We start from the raw sequence: 15,621 nt of genomic DNA on the forward strand, positions 1-15,621 counted from the left end.
GGGTGCCGACCCTCGACGCACCGCGGCGGCTGCATCCGGGGACGGTGCTGTTGGGCATTTTGCGCCAGGCGCCGTCGACGCTGCTCGGGCTGCCCGCGATCCTGGCGGTGACGTCCGAATTCCCCTGGTATTATGTCATCGCGCTGGCGCTGGTGGCGACGCTGGTCACCGGTCTGTTCAAATGGCTGGATTGGCGACGTTTTACCTATGCGCTGACCGACGATTCGGTGGTGATCGAAAGCGGGCTGCTCAGCCGCAACCGGCGGATCATTCCGTTCGAGCGCGTGCTCGACGTCGATATCGAGCGCAAGTTGCTCGCGCGGATCTTCGGGCTGGCGAAGGTGAAGCTCGAAACCGGCGGATCGGGCGAGGACGAGGGTGATCTCGACAGCGTGTCGCTGACCGAAGCGTATCGGCTGCGCGAGGTGATCCGGCGGCGCGGGGTTGCGGTCGATTCGGCACCCGCTGCGAGCGCCGAGGCGTCACCGATCGTGTTCGCGATGGGGGTGCCGCGCGTCGTGCTGTGGGGGTTGTTCAACTTCTCGCTGGTATGGCTCGGCGTGCTGTTCGGGACGCTGCAATATTTCGAGGATTGGCTGGGGTTCGATTTCACCAAGCGGTCGTTCTGGCGGCAGCTGTTCGCACGCACCGAGCTAACCACCGACTGGACGGTGCTGGCGTGGCTGGTGGCGGGAATCGCGATCGCGTCGCTGGGAGTGGTCGCGGGGCTGGTGCGCACCGTGCTGCGCGATTTCGGCTTTACCCTGCGCGACGAGGACGGGCGCTATCGCCGATCGCGTGGGTTGCTGACGCATAGCGAAGTCGTGATCGCGCTGCGCCGGGTGCAACTGGCGGTGATCGATACCGGCTGGGTGCGGCGGCGGCTGGGCTGGTCGCGGCTGAAGCTGCAGACGATGGGGGGCGAAGGCGAGACGGGGACGCCCGAGGTCGCGCCGTTCGCGCGCGACGACGAGGTCGACCGGCTGCTCGCGCCGCTGAGGATGGTGCGCGCCGATCCCGAAGCGTTGACGCGGGTATCGAGCGGGCATGTGTGGCGCGCGGTGCTGCGCCATGTCGGGGTGCCCGCGGTCGCGATCGTGATCGGTAGCTTCTTTGCGCTGCCGATCCTGTTCGCGTTGCCCTTGCTGCTGCCGGTGCTGGCGGTGGCGCTGCTGCGGCGGCGCTATCATCGCTATGGGCTGGCGGGGGAGGCGTTGCCGGGGAATGCGCTCTACGTCCAGCGCGGGGTGCTGACGCGCAAGCAGTGGATCGTCCCGGTCCACAATGTCCAGGTGGTGACGATCCGCCGCAGCTGGCTGCAGCGCCGGCTGGGGGTGGCGACGCTGCACCCCGATACTGCGGGCGGCGCGGTGCTCGACGGGGCGTCGGTGCGCGATATTCGGGTGGGGGATGCGTGGGCGCTCGCGGCGGCGTTGCGCGAGCGGCGGCTGGGGGTGGGCGAGGTTCCCATTTCTGTTCCCCTCCCTGGTTAAGGGAGGGGTTGGGGGTGGGTCGGTTCGTGCGGCAGCGGATCGCCCGCCAACTGGCCTACCCACCCCCAACCCCTCCCTTTCAGGGAGGGGAGAGATTTAACGCGGGCGGGTCCATAGCAACGGATCGCGCGGGGTGTCCGCGTAGCCTTCGCGCGCGCGCGCCTGGCCGAAGCTGCGCACGATCCAGCCGAGCTTTTCGCCGCCCGAGGTGGTGACGCGGTGGTCCCACGCATGTTCGCCGCGCTGCGCCACGCGGCGCGCGATGTCGCCATAGATTCCCGCCGCCGCCAGCACCGCCCAGGCCGAGCGGAACGCCAGCTGCTTGGTGCCGACGCGTGCGCTTGCCTCATGCAGTTCGGCGCGGTCGGCGAGGCGCCGCGAGAGCACCGCGAGCCGCTGGCGAAAGGGCGGCTTCATGTGCTGGCCCGGCGGGATGTCCATCTCGACCAGCCATTCGACGGGGAGGTAGCAGCGACCGACCCGGTCATCCTCTTCGATATCGCGCGCGATATTGGCGAGCTGGAAGGCGAGGCCGAGGTCGCAGGCGCGGTCGAGCGTTGCTTCGTCGGCGGGGTCGACCCCCATCACCACCGCCATCATGCAGCCGACGACGCCGGCGACATGGTAGCAATAGCGATAGAGATCGGCCTCGCTGCGCGGGCGCCAGTCATCGGCGTCGAGCTGGAAGCCCGCGACGACGTCGTCGGCGAAGCGCTTGGGCATGCGGGTTTCGGCAGCGACGATCCGCAGCGCGTCGAAGGCGGGATCGCCGACCCATTGGCCGGCAAAGGCGGCGTCGGTCTTGGCGCGGATTTCGGCGATTCGCGCTTGCGGATCGGCGACGATCTGCATGCCATGGCCATGGTCCTGGCCGTCGGCGAGGTCGTCGCACGCGCGGCACCAGGCGTAGAGCAGCCAGGCGCGCTCGCGGGTGGCGCGATCGAACAGCCGCGAGGCGGCGGCGAAGCTCTTCGATCCGCGCGCGATCGATTGCTGCGCGGTGGCGACGATCGCGGCGCGCGCGGGCAGGGGGTGGGTCACTGGCTTACATTCCGTTCGCACTGAGCTTGTCGAAGTGCCGTACTTCTTTTGCCGGGATAAAGAAGAACGGTGCTTCGACAAGCTCAGCACGAACGGGGAGGGGGTAAGGGATCAAATGCGCGTCAAAGCTCTTCGCGCGACATCCGGAAGATCGGGGTGTGGGGCTCGTACGCCGCCATCTTGCCCAGCAGCCGCGAGAGGTCGTCCTCGACGATCAGGATGTCGCGGTGCTGCGGGCGCAGGAAGCCGGTGGCGGCCATCTGGTCGACGAAGGCGATCAGATGGTCGTAATAGCCCGCGACGTTGAGCAGCCCGACCGGGTCCGAATGATAGCCGAGTTGCGACCAGCTCATCGCTTCCCATAATTCGTCCATCGTGCCGGTGCCGCCGGGGATGGTGACGAAGCCGTCGGCCAATTCGGTGAAGCGCGCCTTGCGCTCGTGCATCGTCGTCACGGTTTCGAGCGACGTGAGCCCGCGATGCGCGACCTCGGCGTTGACGAGCGCTTCGGGGATCACGCCGATGACTTCGCCGCCGGCTTCGAGCGCGGCGTCGGCGACCGCGCCCATCAGGCCGAGCCGTCCGCCGCCATAGACGACGCCGATGCCGCGTTCGGCGAGGGTGTGGCCGACATGGCGCGCGCAGGCGATATAGACCGGGTCGGCGGGGGTCGCCGAGCCGCAATAGATTGCGAGCCGTTTCATGCGGTTGCTCCCCTCCCTGGAAGGGAGGGGTTGGGGGTGGGTTGGTGTGCGGGGGAGCGGTATGCCTGCCAACCGGCCGACCCACCCCCGGCCCCTCCCTTCCAGGGAGGGGAGGCGCGTTGCGTTAACGTCATCGTCCGCTCTCCAGCATCAGCTTGGCGGTGGCCTTCGCGCTACCCACTACCCCCGGGATGCCCGCGCCCGGATGCGTGCCCGCGCCGACGAAATACATGTTGGGGATATTGTCGTCGCGGTTGTGCGCGCGGAAATAGGCGCTCTGGGTCAGCAACGGTTCGAGCGAGAAGGCGCTGCCCTGGTGCGCGTTGAGATCGTCGCTGAAGTCCTTGGGCGTGTAGCTGAACTTGGTGACGATCCGTTCGTGGATGTCGGGGATCAGCCGGCGGCCGACCTCGTCGAGGATGCGCTTTTCGAGGATCGGCGCGATCTCGTCCCAGTCGGCGGGGAATTTGCCGCGGTGGGGGACGGGGGCGAGCGCGTAGAAGGTCGAATGCCCCTCGGGCGCCATCGACGGATCGGTGACGGTCGGGTGGTGCAGATAGAGCGAGAAATCCTCCGACAGCACGCCGTGATCGTAGATGTCGGCCAGCAGCTCCTTATAGCGCGGGCCGAACAGGATCATGTGGTGCGGGATGCCGGGCCAGGTGCCCTTGATGCCGAAATGGACGACGAACAGCGACGGCGAGTACTTCTTCTTCTCGAGCTTCTGCGCGGTGCGCTGCGCGCTGCGCGAGCCCTTGAGCAGTTCGCGATAGCTGTGGACGATGTCGCCGTTCGACGCGCAGGCATCGACGTCGAGATGATAGCCCTTTTGCGTCGTCACGCCGGTGACGCGGTCGCCGAGCGTTTCGATCGCGGCGACCGGATCGTCGAGGCGCACTTCGCCGCCGAGCCGTTCGAAATGGCGGACCATGCCGGCGACGAGCTTGTTGGTGCCGCCCATCGCGAACCAGACGCCGCCGTCGCGCTCGAGCTTGTGGATCAACGCGTAGATGCTCGACGTCTTCATCGGATCGCCGCCGACGAGCAAGGTGTGGAACGACAGCGCCTGGCGGAGTTTCTCGTTCTTCACGAAGCCCGAAACGATCGAATAGACCGAGCGCCAGGCCTGGTATTTGGCGAGCGCGGGCGCGGCCTTGAGCATCGAGCCGAAGTCGAGGAACGCGGTCGAGCCGAGCTTGAGATAGCCCTCCTCATACACGCCGGCCGAATATTCGAGGAACTTGGCATAGCCCGCGATGTCGGCGGGATCGAGCTTGGCGATCTCGGCCTTCAACACCGCATCGTCGTTGGTGTAATCGAAATTCGTGCCGTCGACCCAGTTGAGCCGATAGAAGGGCAGCACCGGCGCGAGCGTGACATCGTCGGCCATGTCGTGGCCCGACAGCGCCCACAGCTCCTGCAATGCTTCGGGGGCGGTGATGACGGTGGGGCCGCCATCGAAGACGAAGCCGTCTTTCTCCCAATAATAAGCGCGGCCGCCGGGCTTGTCGCGGCCTTCGAAAATCGTCGTCTGGACGCCGGCCGCCTGGAGGCGGATGGCGAGAGCGAGGCCACCAAAGCCTGCGCCGATCACCGCTGCGGTCTTCACTAATTCGTCTCCCGGATGGCGGCGATCGCGCGGCCGATGGGCACCGGCGGCTTGCCGGTTAATACCCTCAGCTTGTCGAATGCCGTGGAATGGCCCGCATAGAAGCGGCTGACCAGCCGCGCGTCGAGGCGGTAAAAGCGTTCGAGGACGCGATAGCGTTCCTCGGGTTCGGCGGCCTTGAACAGCATCGCCGAGAGCATTCGGTAGAAGCGGCGGCTGCCCCAGGTCGAGGCGGCCATGCCGTGCAGCGCTTCGTGGAGCGCGGCGCCCGAATAATCGGTCAGCCGCGCGACGGCGGCGGCGGTGCGGACCGCATCGGGCAGCGAATAGCCGGTGAGCGGGTGGAATTGGCCAGCGCGCATGCCGGCCTTGGCCACCTGCTTGCCGCCCGAATTCCAATAGCCTGTGAAATCGCCGCCGAACGCCACCGGCAAGGCGCCGCTTTCCTGGCGGACGATCCGCTCGACCTGCCAGCCGCGCGCGGCGGCGTATTCGGCGATTCGCGATTTGTTGTCGGTCACCGCGATCTCGGGGGTGTCGCTGTAATAGGTGTCCTCGACGAACATCCTTTTGGGGCCGAAGGGCAGGCAATAGACGAAGCGATAGCCGTCGACCTGCTCGACCGTCGCGTCCATCACCATCGGGCGCGGGGCTTCGTGCGGGGCGGCGAGCTCGAGCTCCTCGCCGACGAATTTCTGCCAGCCCATGTCGAGGTGCGACAGGTCGCCTGCGCCGCGGCAATCGATGACGCCATCGGCCTCGACCCGGTCGCCATCGGCGAGCACGACGGCGGTGGGGGTGACCTCGGCCACCTTGCGGCGAAGCATCAGCGCCTGCGGCGGCAGTTTTTCGCGCACGACCTTGTCGAGCCGGTCGGACTCGATGCTGAAATAGGGTTCGCGGATCGTTCGGCCATGCGCGGGGAAGGCGATGTCGTAGCTGTCCCAGCCATAGGTGATCAGCGGGCTGAGGATCCAGCGGTGCTCGGGGGCGACGTCGGAGGCGAAGAACGACCAGACATGGTTGCCGCCGATGACGCCGGCGGCGTCGATCAGCCGGACGTCGCAGCCCGGGCGCAGCTCGCGCAGCGCCAGCGCGATGAGGCCGCCAGCCAGACCTGCCCCGACAATGGCGACGTTGCAGCGGATGATCGACGACATGGACTAGGCCTAGCCGGGATCGTGGCGGGGCGAAAGGGGACGAAAGGTGGTGGGGGTGGGGTGGGGAAAGCTCCCCTCCCTCCTTCTGCTCCCCTCCCTGGTCAAGGGAGGGGCCGGGGGTGGGTCGGCTCGTTGGCGAACGGCGCGCCCGGCAACTGGCCTACCCACCCCCAACCCCTCCCTTTCAGGGAGGGGAGAAGGTTGGCGCCTACCCTCTTCCTTCGGGGCGTTAGGTTACCCGCGCGGCGGGCGGCCGCCACCGCCGCCGCTGCCGCGATGCGGGGTTGCCTTGTGGCGCGTCACCGGGCGCGCGCTCAGGCGGTTGCGCGGGGGGCCGCCGCGTTCGCGGCCGCCGGGCGAGGGCGGGCCGTCGATCGCCTGGATGCCGATGCCGCTCGAATCCTCGGCCTCGCTGCGCTGGACCGCGACGTTGAACTTCTGCGCGATCGCGCGCGGAATTTCGAACAGCGTCTCGTTATCGGCGATGCGGATCGCGCCGACTTCGTTCTTGGTGATGTGGCCGCGGCGGCACAGCAAGGGCAGCAGCCAGCGCGGATCGGCGTTCTGGCGGCGGCCGATGTCCATGCGATACCAGACGGTATCCTCAAACCCGGCGCGGGGGCCGCGATCGCGCTCCTGGCGGTCGTTCGATCCGCCCTGGCTCTGGTCGAGCATTTCCTCGGGCCGCGGCATCGTCGCGCGATGCGCGCGCACCAGCCGTGCGGCGATGTCCTCGGGCGTCGATTGCTCGAGCAGCCGTGCGCCCAATGCGCGATCCTCTTCGTCGATCTCGATCGGACCGGTCAGCGCGACCAACAGGCGTTCGCGGTCCTGCTTCTGAATGTCCTCGAGCGTCGGCGCTTCGATCCATTCGGCGTTGATCTTGGCACCGCGCAATACGCCCTCGACGCGCTTGCGGCGCGGATAGGGGACGATCAGGATCGCGGTGCCCTTGCGCCCGGCGCGCCCGGTGCGGCCCGAGCGATGCTGGAGCGTTTCGGCATCGCGCGGCAGCTCGACATGGACGACCAGGCTGAGCGTGGGCAGATCGATGCCGCGCGCGGCGACGTCGGTGGCGACGCAGACGCGCGCGCGCTGGTCGCGCAGCGCCTGCAGCGCGTGGTTGCGCTCGTTCTGGCTATGCTCGCCCGACAGCGCGACCGCCGCGAAGCCGCGCTCGACCAGGCTGGCATGGAGCCGGCGCACCGCGTCGCGGGTGGCGCAGAACAGCATCGCGGTTTCGGCCTCGTGCAGCCGCAGCAGGTTCACCACCACCGCTTCGATATCGGCAGGCGCGACCGCGACCGCCTGATAGACGATGTCGCCATGACCGCGATCCTCGCCGACGGTCGAGATGCGCAGCGCGTCGCGCTGGTAGCGCTTGGCGAGCGCGACGATCGGCTTGGGCATCGTCGCCGAGAACAGCAATGTGCGGCGCTCATTGGGGGTGGCGTCGAGAATCTCTTCGAGGTCTTCGCGAAAGCCCATGTCGAGCATCTCATCGGCTTCGTCGAGCACCGCGACGCGAAGCGCCGACAGGTCGAGCGCGCCGCGTTCGAGATGGTCGCGCAACCGGCCGGGGGTGCCGACGACGATATGCGTGCCGTGGCTGAGCATGCGGCGCTCTTTCGATGCGTCCATGCCGCCGACGCAGGTGGCGATCCGCGCATGTGCGCCGGCGAACAGCCATTCGAGCTCGCGGCTGACCTGGAGCGCGAGCTCGCGGGTCGGCGCGATGATCAGCGCCAATGGGGCGCGCGGCTGGGGCAATTGGCCCTCTTCCATCAGCTGGTCGGCCATGGCGAGGCCGAAGGCGACGGTCTTGCCCGAGCCGGTCTGCGCCGAGACGACCATGTCGCGGCCGAGCGCTTCGGGCTCGATCACCGAAGCCTGGACGGGGGTCAGCGCGGTATAGCCACGCGCTGCGAGCGCTTCACCAAGAAGCGGCGGAATGTTCTGGAAAGTCATGCAATGTCCGAATGTTGGGGCGCATCATGCACCCGTCAAGCCATGGTTTGGGGGCTCAGAGGGATTGGCCGGCAGCGACGCCGCTGGCCCATGCCCACTGAAAATTATAGCCGCCCAGCCACCCGGTGACGTCCACGGCCTCACCGACCCCATACAGACCTTGGACGCGTTTGGCTTGCATTGTTTGCGATGACAGCTCGGCGGTGGCGATTCCGCCCGCGGTGACCTCGGCCTTGGCATAGCCTTCGGTGCCGTTGGGGGTGAAGGACCAGGCCGAAAGCGCGCGTTCGGCCTCTTCGAGGCGGCGGTCGGTGAGCGCCGACAGTTCGGCTGCATGGCCGAGGCGTTCGGCGAGCGTCACCGCGAGTCGTTCGGGCAAGGCTTCGGCGAGTTGCCGCCTAAGCGTCGATCGCGGTTGCGCGCGCTTGGCCTCGCGCAGCCAACCCTGCGCGCGGCCGGGGAGGAAATCGATGCCGACGGGGGTGCCATGCTTCCAATAGGACGAAATCTGCAGGATCGCGGGGCCGGAGAGGCCGCGATGGGTGAATAGCGCCGCCTCGCGAAACGCGGTCTTGCCGGTGCGCGCGACGACATCGGCGGCGACGCCCGAGAGTTCGCGGAACAGCACGTCGTCGCCGCCGAGCGTCAGCGGGACCAAGGCGGGGCGCGGCTCGACGACCTTGAGGCCGAAGCGGCGCGCGAGGTCATAGGCGAAGCCGGTCGCGCCCATCTTGGGGATCGAGGGCCCGCCGGTGGCGATCACCAAAGCGGGCGCGTCGTAGACTACGCCGTCGAGCGTCACGCGGAAGCGGCCATCGGCATGGTCGATCGCGCTCGCCGCATGGCCGAGGTGCAGCGCGACACCGCCGCGCTCGCATTCGCCGAGCAGCATCTCGACGATCGCCTTGGCCGAGCCATCGCAAAAGAGCTGGCCGAGCGTCTTTTCATGCCAGCCGATGCCGTGGCGCTCGACCAGCCCAAGGAAATCCTGCGGGCCGTAGCGCGCGAGCGCCGACTTGGCGAAATGCGGGTTGGCCGACAGGAAGCGGTCGGGCGCGGTGTGCAGATTGGTGAAATTGCAGCGCCCACCGCCCGAGATCAGGATTTTCTTGCCCGGGCGATCGGCGTGATCGACCAGCAGCACGCGCTTGCCGCGCTGGCCGGCGACGGCAGCGCACATGAGGCCGGCGGCACCGGCACCGAGGATGATCGCGTCATGGGAGGGCATGGGGGGCGGGTAGCGGAAATCGGCGGGGTTGGCGAATTGCTGCCGCTTGCTGCTTTGGGCGTACCTTCATTCCGTTCGTTTCGAGCGTAGTCGAGAAACCCCTAGGACAGCGTGTGCCCGGTTTCTCGACTTCGCTCGAAACGAACGGGGTTTTATAGGTTTGCCGGCGCGATCACCCGCGCTGCTTCGACGAGCATCACCGGGACGCCGTCGCGGATCGGATAGGCTAGTCCCGCCGCCTCGGACACCAACTCCCCCGCCGCCTCGTCATAGCGCAGCGGGGTACGCGTCGCGGGGCATACCAGCACCGACAGCAGCCACGGGTCCAAGCTCACTGGCCGAAGCTCACTGGAGCGTGCCCGCACCGTCATCGCCGGCGCGGCCGAAGAATTGCATCAGCTGGACGATCAACTCGGCGCGGTCGTCCAATCGGTCGCTTTCGAGCAACGCCTGTTTCGAGGCGACGTCGAAGGGCGCGATCTGGGCGATGCCGTTGACCAGGCTTTCGTCGTCGAGGCGGCTCACCGCTTCCCAATCGACCGCATAGCCCTGGACCTCGGCGAATCGCCGTGCCTCCATCTCGATCGAGGCGCGACTGCCCAGCGACAGCGTCTCGCCCTCGCGCGCGGTTTCGATCTCGGCCTCGACCTGGCGGAACGCGGTGGTAACGTCGAGTTCGCGGATGATTCGGAAGCGAGCAACGCCTTCGAGCACCACGTCGTAGCGCCCATCCTCGAGCGCTTCGACATCGATGATCCGGCCGACGCAGCCGACCTCGAACAAGGGCGGCGGATCGCCGGGGCCGCGCGGCTGGACCATGCCGATCCGCCGGTCGCGCGCGAGCGAATCGCTGATCATCGCGCGATAGCGCGGCTCGAAGATGTGCAGCGGCAGATGCATCCGCGGAAACAGCAGCGCCCCGCCGAGCGGGAAGACCGACAGGCGGTTGCTCATCCGAACAGGATCGCCGACAGGCGGCGGCGCTGCGACGAGACCCAGGGGTCCTCGAGCCCGACGACCTCGAACAATTTGAGCAGCCGCTGGCGCGCGGCGCCGTCGTTCCATTCGCGATCGGCGGCGACGATGTGGAGCAGGTGATCGGCGGCGGCGTCGCGCTCGCCCGCCGCCATCTGTCCGCCCGCCAGTTCGTAGCGCAGCGCGTGATCGTCGGGATTCGCCGCGACCTGCGCCGCGAGCCCCGAAAGATCGTCGACCGGGGTCGCCTCGCGCGCCAGCGCCAGCGCCGATCTGGCGCGCGCGATCGCAGGCGCCTTGGCGGCTTCTTCGGGCAGCGCGGCGATTGCCGCCTCGGCCTCGTCATGGCGGCCCGCGGCGACCAGCGCGCGGACCTGGCCCGATGCGACCGCGGGATGATCGGGGACCATCTGCGCCAATTGGTCGAACAGCGACAGCGCGCGGTCGGCGTCGCCTGCCGCCAGCGCTTCCTCGCCCATCGCGATCAGCGGCTCGAGTTCGGCTGCCTGGTCGGCCCCCTCGCTCTGGATCGGCAATTGCGCGAGCAGCTGGTCGAGCATCGCCTTCAGCTGCGATTCGGTGCGCGCCGGGGTCAGGTCGGCGATCGGCTGGCCCTGGAACATCGCATAGACGGTGGGCACCGATCGCACCTGGAATTGCGCGGCGATGAACTTGTTCTCGTCGATGTCGAGCTTGGCGAGCACCACGCCCTTGTCGGCATAGGCGGTCGACACCTTGTCGATCACCGGGCCGAGCGCCTTGCACGGCCCGCACCAGGATGCGGTGAAATAGACGATCACCAGCGCGTTCATCGAGGGTTCGACGACGTCGCGGCGGAAGGTTTCGACGGCTTCCTTGTCGGCGGCGGTCATTCCAAGCGTGGCCAAGTCGGGCTTCCTTGCGGATGTTTCGGGGCGACCTCTCATGTGGGCGTTTTGCAGCGGCAGGCCAACCCCCGTCGAAAAGCCGCAGCCGGGGGGTTGCCGCATTTGAAATGTGATGCTAGTGGCCGCCGCCTTGACCAGACACGTGGCGACGCCGCTGTCGGGTCGAAGCGCCAGAGCGGGCGTAGCTCAGGGGTAGAGCACAACCTTGCCAAGGTTGGGGTCGAGGGTTCGAATCCCTTCGCCCGCTCCAGCGACTTGATCGATACATCGATAGGGTTGCTGCCGACCGTCGGGATGACGGTGGCCGCCGGGGCGTGCGGGTTTTTCGGGAAATGCTTCTTCTTCCAATCCTCCCCCTGGCGGGGGAGGAAAATGGTTCGCCCCTCCCTATCGCTGCGGTCTTCGCGCCTTTAGACGTCGCTCCGTTCAGGAGGATCGATGCGACTCGAAGGCGACGCGGCGGACATTGTGATCGTGGGGACCGGGCATGGTGGGGCGGCGTGCGCGATCGCGCTGCGGCAGGGCGGGTTCGCGGGATCGATCCTGATGGTCGGCGACGAGGCCGAGCTTCCCTATGAGCGCCCGCCCTTATCGAAGGACTATCTGAGCGGCGAGCGCGCGTTCGAGCGGTTGCTGATTCGCCCGGCGGCGTTCTGGGCCGAGCGCGACATCGCGTTTCGCTTGTCGACTCGGGTCGTTGCGGTCGATGCCGCGGCGCACCGGCTGACGACGCAGGCGGGCGAGACGATCGGCTATCGCCAGCTGATCTGGGCGACCGGCGGCGCGCCGCGGCGGTTGAGCTGCGCGGGCGGCGACCTGGCGGGCGTGCACACCGTCCGCACGCGCGCCGATGCCGATCGGATGATGGCCGAGCTACCGCACGTCGCGCGCGCGGTTGTCGTCGGGGGTGGCTATATCGGGCTCGAGGCGGCGGCGGTGCTCGCCAAGGCGGGCAAGCAGGTGGTGCTGGTCGAGGCGCTGGGTCGCGTGCTGGCGCGGGTGGCGGGCGAGCCGCTGTCGCGATTCTTCGAGGCCGAGCATCGTGCGCATGGCGTCGACATCCGGCTGGGCAGCGCGGTCGACCGCATCCTCGGCGAGGACCGCGTCACCGGGGTGCGGCTAGCCGATGGCGAGGTGCTGCCCGCCGATCTGGTGGTGGTGGGCATCGGCATCGTCCCCGCGGTCGAGCCGCTGCTGGCGGCGGGCGCGGCGGGCGGCAATGGCGTGGCGATCGATTCGCAAGGGCGGACCTCGCTGTCCGACATCTTCGCGCTCGGCGATTGCGCGCTGCATCCCAACGGCTTTGCCGGCGGCGAGGTGCGGCTCGAATCGGTGCAGAACGCCAACGACCAGGCGACGGTGGTCGCGCGGACCATTTTGGGCATCCCCGCCGCCTATGATTCGGTGCCGTGGTTCTGGTCGAACCAATATGACCTGAAATTACAGACCGTCGGCATCTCGGCGGGGCATGACGAAGCGATCCTTCGCGGCGATCCCGCGAGCCGCAGCTTTTCGGTCGTGTATCTGCGCGAAGGCCGGGTGATCGCGCTCGATTGCGTCAATGCGGTGCGCGATTATGTCCAGGGGCGCAAATTGGTGGTCGAGCAGGCGCGTCCGCCGCGCGAGCAACTCGCCGATGCCGCGGTGCCGCTCAAGTCGCTCGCCGCGTAAGCTTCGGGCGCAATCTTCGGGTCGTTTCGCCCGTATGCCGTGCTAATCCTGCGCCATGACCAACGCCCTGATTCGCGCCGGCATCGGCGGCTGGACCTATGAACCCTGGCGCGGCGGGGTGTTCTATCCCGAGGGGCTCGTCCAGAAACGCGAGCTCGAATATGCCGCGTCGAAGCTGACCGCGATCGAGATCAACGGCACCTATTATTCGAGCTTCAAGCCGGTGTCGTTCGCGGGCTGGGCCAAGGCGGTGCCCGACGGCTTCGTCTTTGCGGTGAAGGCGTCGCGCTACACCACCAACCGAAAGGTGTTGGCCGAGGCGGGCGAATCGATCGGCAAATTTCTGGGGCAGGGGCTGACCGAGCTAGGCGGCCGACTGGGGCCGATCCTGTGGCAGTTCATGGCGACCAAGAAGTTCGATGCCGATGATTTTGGCGCGTTCCTCAAGCTGCTGCCCGCCGCGCACGACGGGGTGGCGCTGCGCCATGCGGTGCAGGTGCGGCACGAGAGCTTCCACGTCGCCGAATTCGTCGCGATGGCGCGCGCGGCGGGGGTGGCGATCGTCTATGCCGATTCGGCGGAGTATCCGGCGATCGCCGATGTGACCGGCGATTTCGTCTATGCGCGGCTCGAAAATGCCGAGGAACGGTTCGTTGCGGGCTATGCGCCGAGCGCACTCGATCGCTGGGCCGAGGTGGCGCGCGAATGGGCGGCGGGCGGACAGCCCGAGGGGTTGCCTTATGCGAGCGACGTGGCGGCGCCGAAGCAGCCGCGCGACACCTTCGTCTTCATGATCAACGGCGCCAAGGAACGCGCCCCCGCCGCGGCGATGGCATTGCTCGAGCGGCTCGACGGTTAACCGCGGACCCTTTGGCAGGCTCGCCGGTTGTCGCGGCTTCGAATAGCAGGAGAATGAAGATCCTTAGGCTGCAGCAGATCGTAACCGAAATCGCCGAGGAAATCGCCGACAAGGCCGCCGAGATCGAAAGCGCCGCCGATGCCAAGGTAGAAGGCGAGGCACCGGGCGGGTTCGGCATCGCAGTGGCGACGATCGACGGCGAGGTCGTGTCGGCGGGCGAGGCCGCGACCCAGTTCCCGCTGCAGAGCATCTCGAAGGTGTTCGCGCTCGAACTGGCGCTGTGCGCGCTGGGCGACAAGGTGTTCGAGCGCGTCGGGCGCGAACCTTCGGGCGATCCGTTCAATTCGATCATCGATCTCGAAAAGACCTCGGGGCTGCCGCGCAATCCGTTCGTCAACGCGGGCGCGCTGGCGGTGGTCGATATCCTGGTCGAGGAGCTTTCGGCCAAGAAACAGTCCGAAGCCGTCGTCGAATTCGTGCGTCGCCAGGCGGGGCTCGATAGCGTCGAACTCAATGACGAGGTGATGGCATCGGAGCATGAGGGTGGCGACCTCAACCGCGCGATCATGAGCTTCATGCGGCATCACGGCAATTTCCACTCGCCGATCGACGAGGTGATGGAAGCCTATGTGAAGCAATGCGCGTTCATGATTGATTGCGCGGGGCTGGCGCGCGCGGGGCGGTTCCTGGCGCATACCCGTCGCTCGCCCGACGACGAGAAGGCCGACGCCAAGGCACAGCGGATGCGCAAGGTGCTCGCGCTGATGATGACCTGCGGCCATTATGACGGATCGGGCGACTTCGCGCTGCGCGTCGGCCTGCCCGCCAAGAGCGGGGTCGGCGGCGGGATACTGGCGGTGGTGCCCGAGATCGCATCGGTCGCGGTGTGGTCGCCGAACCTCGATCAGCATGGCAATTCGATGCTGGGGGTGCGCGGGCTCGAGATGCTGGCGTATCGGACGGGATGGTCGGTGTTCGGGCCGCCGATCGGGTAGGGGGCGACCGGGTGCTATATCTGAAATAGCGCGGAGTGACCGAAACGCCGCTTGGACCCTAGTGGCACAAAGAATTCGCTTCACGCAGGTCCGTGCCAGCAAAACAAGGATGTCCAAGCACCCGATCAAGGGCCGGGCGATGAATCATAAGGTGGCTGCCGCCAAATACTACCAACACGTTTTCTTGCTTATTCAAGTGACTGATGATCAAGTTATGCAAGTATGCGTCCCGCGCCCGCGCCACCAAAACTGCAATTCTATTTGTTTTGTAATCGCCGTCTGACAGAGGACCAACCTCCTCGGTGACAAAATCAGCGCCAATCGGCTTGCCGTTTTTTGCTTCATACCAAGCTGCCCAATCCAAGTAGCGAGGAAGGGTGTCTGCCGGGAGCCCTAGCGCCGCACGGTTGCTATCAAGCGACTTTTCCACCAGCGCGGCGAGGGACGGATCACCCGCGTCGGCGATTTTGCGTTCACCGATCCACTGCGGGATAGCGCGCAAGGTGTAAAATCCGAGCAAATCTTCGCCGGAAGCTCCCGCTTCGATCACTTGCCGCTCGATCTGGGCATCGTCTGCTTCGCCGCCGACGAGCATCGCACCTTGCTGGCGGGCACCCAGCGCCGTTGGTACGGTCTCACCCCCCTCAGTGAAGCCGTTTCGCACGGGGTTCTTCGTGACATACTCAAAAATGCGAGGCGGGTTTGGCCCCCACGATGTGGGGAACCCCTCCGCGATCACGGTGTCGAACGTCGTTATCGCGTAGGCAGCATTAATCATTCGGAACGTCAGGCTGTCGCGCCTGTTCTCATGCTGCGCCGCAACAAAAACCAGGCGATTTGATCCAACCTGATAGACGACCGCAAAGGCGTCGTCGGGCTGCCGATCTCTCAGCTCCTTCGTCCACGGGCGCAGCAGCTCGGGGGCCGCCGTCAATGGTACTTGATCGGAGCCGAATAGCAGCAAAGGCCAGAGCGCGAACCTCATCAATATTCGTTAGCCAAAGCGGAGAGGCTGAGCAAATCGATATTCA

General features: G+C 67.0%; 14 protein-coding genes and 1 tRNA gene. 5 read left to right on the plus strand and 10 right to left on the minus strand.

Translation table 11 applies throughout. The features are described from left to right. Positions 1-2: 2 nt before the first annotated feature. Positions 3-1,493 carry a PH domain-containing protein gene (locus tag OKW76_RS10725; protein WP_265548885.1) on the plus strand — a complete coding sequence of 497 codons (1,491 nt, stop codon included), beginning with the start codon at positions 3-5 and terminating at the stop codon, positions 1,491-1,493. Positions 1,494-1,589: 96 nt separating this feature from the next. Here the strand turns inward: OKW76_RS10725 and OKW76_RS10730 are convergent, their stop codons facing one another. From OKW76_RS10730 to OKW76_RS10770, 9 genes are all read right to left on the minus strand, one after another. After that, positions 1,590-2,534, minus strand: coding sequence for a phytoene/squalene synthase family protein (locus OKW76_RS10730; RefSeq protein WP_265548886.1), 945 nt, complete (start codon positions 2,532-2,534; stop codon positions 1,590-1,592). A 122-nt stretch (positions 2,535-2,656) separates the two neighbouring features. Continuing rightward, the gene (locus OKW76_RS10735; protein ID WP_265548887.1) at positions 2,657-3,238 is read right to left on the minus strand and encodes a TIGR00730 family Rossman fold protein; all 582 of its coding nucleotides are present in this window, start codon (positions 3,236-3,238) and stop codon (positions 2,657-2,659) included. Between the two features lie 130 nt (positions 3,239-3,368). After that, the gene (locus tag OKW76_RS10740) at positions 3,369-4,847 is read right to left on the minus strand and encodes a phytoene desaturase (RefSeq protein WP_265548888.1); all 1,479 of its coding nucleotides are present in this window, start codon (positions 4,845-4,847) and stop codon (positions 3,369-3,371) included. Then, positions 4,847-6,007 (minus strand): lycopene beta-cyclase CrtY, encoded by a 1,161-nt coding sequence (crtY, locus tag OKW76_RS10745; protein ID WP_265548889.1) that lies wholly within the window; start codon positions 6,005-6,007, stop codon positions 4,847-4,849. Before crtY ends, OKW76_RS10740 begins: the two co-directional genes overlap by 1 nt. 234 nt (positions 6,008-6,241) lie before the next feature. Beyond that, positions 6,242-7,975 carry a DEAD/DEAH box helicase gene (locus tag OKW76_RS10750; RefSeq protein WP_265548890.1) on the minus strand — a complete coding sequence of 578 codons (1,734 nt, stop codon included), beginning with the start codon at positions 7,973-7,975 and terminating at the stop codon, positions 6,242-6,244. 55 nt (positions 7,976-8,030) lie between these two features. Next, complete coding sequence (locus tag OKW76_RS10755; protein WP_265548891.1) at positions 8,031-9,203, minus strand: NAD(P)/FAD-dependent oxidoreductase; 1,173 nt, start codon at positions 9,201-9,203, stop codon at positions 8,031-8,033. A gap of 152 nt (positions 9,204-9,355) precedes the next feature. Beyond that, positions 9,356-9,574 carry a Trm112 family protein gene (locus tag OKW76_RS10760; protein ID WP_265548892.1) on the minus strand — a complete coding sequence of 73 codons (219 nt, stop codon included), beginning with the start codon at positions 9,572-9,574 and terminating at the stop codon, positions 9,356-9,358. Next, positions 9,549-10,157, minus strand: a complete 609-nt coding sequence (locus OKW76_RS10765; protein ID WP_265548893.1) for an LON peptidase substrate-binding domain-containing protein — start codon at positions 10,155-10,157, stop codon at positions 9,549-9,551. Before OKW76_RS10765 ends, OKW76_RS10760 begins: the two co-directional genes overlap by 26 nt. Then, entirely contained in the window at positions 10,154-11,050 is an 897-nt protein-coding gene (locus OKW76_RS10770; RefSeq protein ID WP_265552920.1) for a tetratricopeptide repeat protein, read from the minus strand. The genes OKW76_RS10765 and OKW76_RS10770 overlap by 4 nt, the downstream gene beginning before the upstream one ends. 190 nt (positions 11,051-11,240) lie before the next feature. On the opposite strand from OKW76_RS10770, the gene OKW76_RS10775 reads away from it, so the two are divergent. The 4 genes from OKW76_RS10775 to glsA all read left to right on the plus strand — a co-directional run bounded on the left by OKW76_RS10775 (position 11,241) and on the right by glsA (position 14,590). Further along, positions 11,241-11,315 (plus strand) — tRNA-Gly (locus OKW76_RS10775). Positions 11,316-11,503: 188 nt separating this feature from the next. Continuing rightward, complete coding sequence (locus OKW76_RS10780; protein ID WP_265548894.1) at positions 11,504-12,736, plus strand: NAD(P)/FAD-dependent oxidoreductase; 1,233 nt, start codon at positions 11,504-11,506, stop codon at positions 12,734-12,736. 55 nt (positions 12,737-12,791) lie between these two features. Next, a complete protein-coding gene (locus tag OKW76_RS10785) occupies positions 12,792-13,595 on the plus strand; it encodes a DUF72 domain-containing protein (protein ID WP_265548895.1) in 804 nt (267 codons plus the stop codon). Positions 13,596-13,648: 53 nt separating this feature from the next. Next, positions 13,649-14,590 carry a glutaminase A gene (glsA, locus tag OKW76_RS10790; RefSeq protein WP_265548896.1) on the plus strand — a complete coding sequence of 314 codons (942 nt, stop codon included), beginning with the start codon at positions 13,649-13,651 and terminating at the stop codon, positions 14,588-14,590. Between the two features lie 58 nt (positions 14,591-14,648). On the opposite strand, the gene OKW76_RS10795 is transcribed toward glsA, so the two are convergent. Then, positions 14,649-15,575, minus strand: coding sequence for a hypothetical protein (locus OKW76_RS10795; protein ID WP_265548897.1), 927 nt, complete (start codon positions 15,573-15,575; stop codon positions 14,649-14,651). Positions 15,576-15,621: the final 46 nt, after the last annotated feature.

It is taken from the genome of Sphingomonas sp. S1-29 (assembly GCF_026167545.1).
In the GTDB taxonomy this organism is placed as follows: Bacteria; Pseudomonadota; Alphaproteobacteria; order Sphingomonadales; family Sphingomonadaceae; genus Sphingomonas.

Bases quoted from the DNA above. Each gene is read 5' to 3' on its own strand.
- OKW76_RS10735 (WP_265548887.1), bottom strand. From the start codon at position 3,238: ATGAAACGGCTCGCAATCTATTGCGGCTCGGCGACCCCCGCCGACCCG.
- crtY (WP_265548889.1), bottom strand. From the start codon at position 6,007: ATGTCGTCGATCATCCGCTGCAACGTCGCCATTGTCGGGGCAGGTCTG.
- OKW76_RS10750 (WP_265548890.1), bottom strand. From the start codon at position 7,975: ATGACTTTCCAGAACATTCCGCCGCTTCTTGGTGAAGCGCTCGCAGCG.
- OKW76_RS10755 (WP_265548891.1), bottom strand. From the start codon at position 9,203: ATGCCCTCCCATGACGCGATCATCCTCGGTGCCGGTGCCGCCGGCCTC.
- OKW76_RS10760 (WP_265548892.1), bottom strand. From the start codon at position 9,574: ATGACGGTGCGGGCACGCTCCAGTGAGCTTCGGCCAGTGAGCTTGGAC.
- OKW76_RS10765 (WP_265548893.1), bottom strand. From the start codon at position 10,157: ATGAGCAACCGCCTGTCGGTCTTCCCGCTCGGCGGGGCGCTGCTGTTT.
- OKW76_RS10770 (WP_265552920.1), bottom strand. From the start codon at position 11,050: ATGACCGCCGCCGACAAGGAAGCCGTCGAAACCTTCCGCCGCGACGTC.
- OKW76_RS10780 (WP_265548894.1), top strand. From the start codon at position 11,504: ATGCGACTCGAAGGCGACGCGGCGGACATTGTGATCGTGGGGACCGGG.
- OKW76_RS10785 (WP_265548895.1), top strand. From the start codon at position 12,792: ATGACCAACGCCCTGATTCGCGCCGGCATCGGCGGCTGGACCTATGAA.
- glsA (WP_265548896.1), top strand. From the start codon at position 13,649: ATGAAGATCCTTAGGCTGCAGCAGATCGTAACCGAAATCGCCGAGGAA.
- OKW76_RS10795 (WP_265548897.1), bottom strand. From the start codon at position 15,575: ATGAGGTTCGCGCTCTGGCCTTTGCTGCTATTCGGCTCCGATCAAGTA.